General features: G+C 39.4%; 1 protein-coding gene. It reads right to left on the reverse strand.

Going from position 1 to position 246, the window contains the following annotated elements:
• On the reverse strand, positions 1–246 hold a 246-nt coding region (locus KVT11_RS20365; protein WP_217609198.1), incomplete at both ends, for an N-acetylmuramoyl-L-alanine amidase family protein.

The raw sequence follows: 246 nt of genomic DNA on the forward strand, positions 1-246 counted from the left end.
TTCTGGTTTCTCGCAGTACATGGAAATCGGCCTTTTTTTTACCACGGTTATGCAAGTTATTTACTTTGACAATTTCTTCATGCATAATGTCCCGAATTAACGCTGTTCTCGATGAATCAGACAAACTGTTATGAATATAATCTTCATACCCATGAGCTGAACCGTTAAATGCATTAACGTGGATGGATAGAAAATAATCTGCACCCCAAGCATTCGCATCATCTGTACGTTCTTTCAAGCTGCGCG

The organism is Bacillus sp. GbtcB10 (assembly GCF_019091365.1).
GTDB lineage: Bacteria > Bacillota > Bacilli > Bacillales > Bacillaceae > Bacillus > Bacillus altitudinis.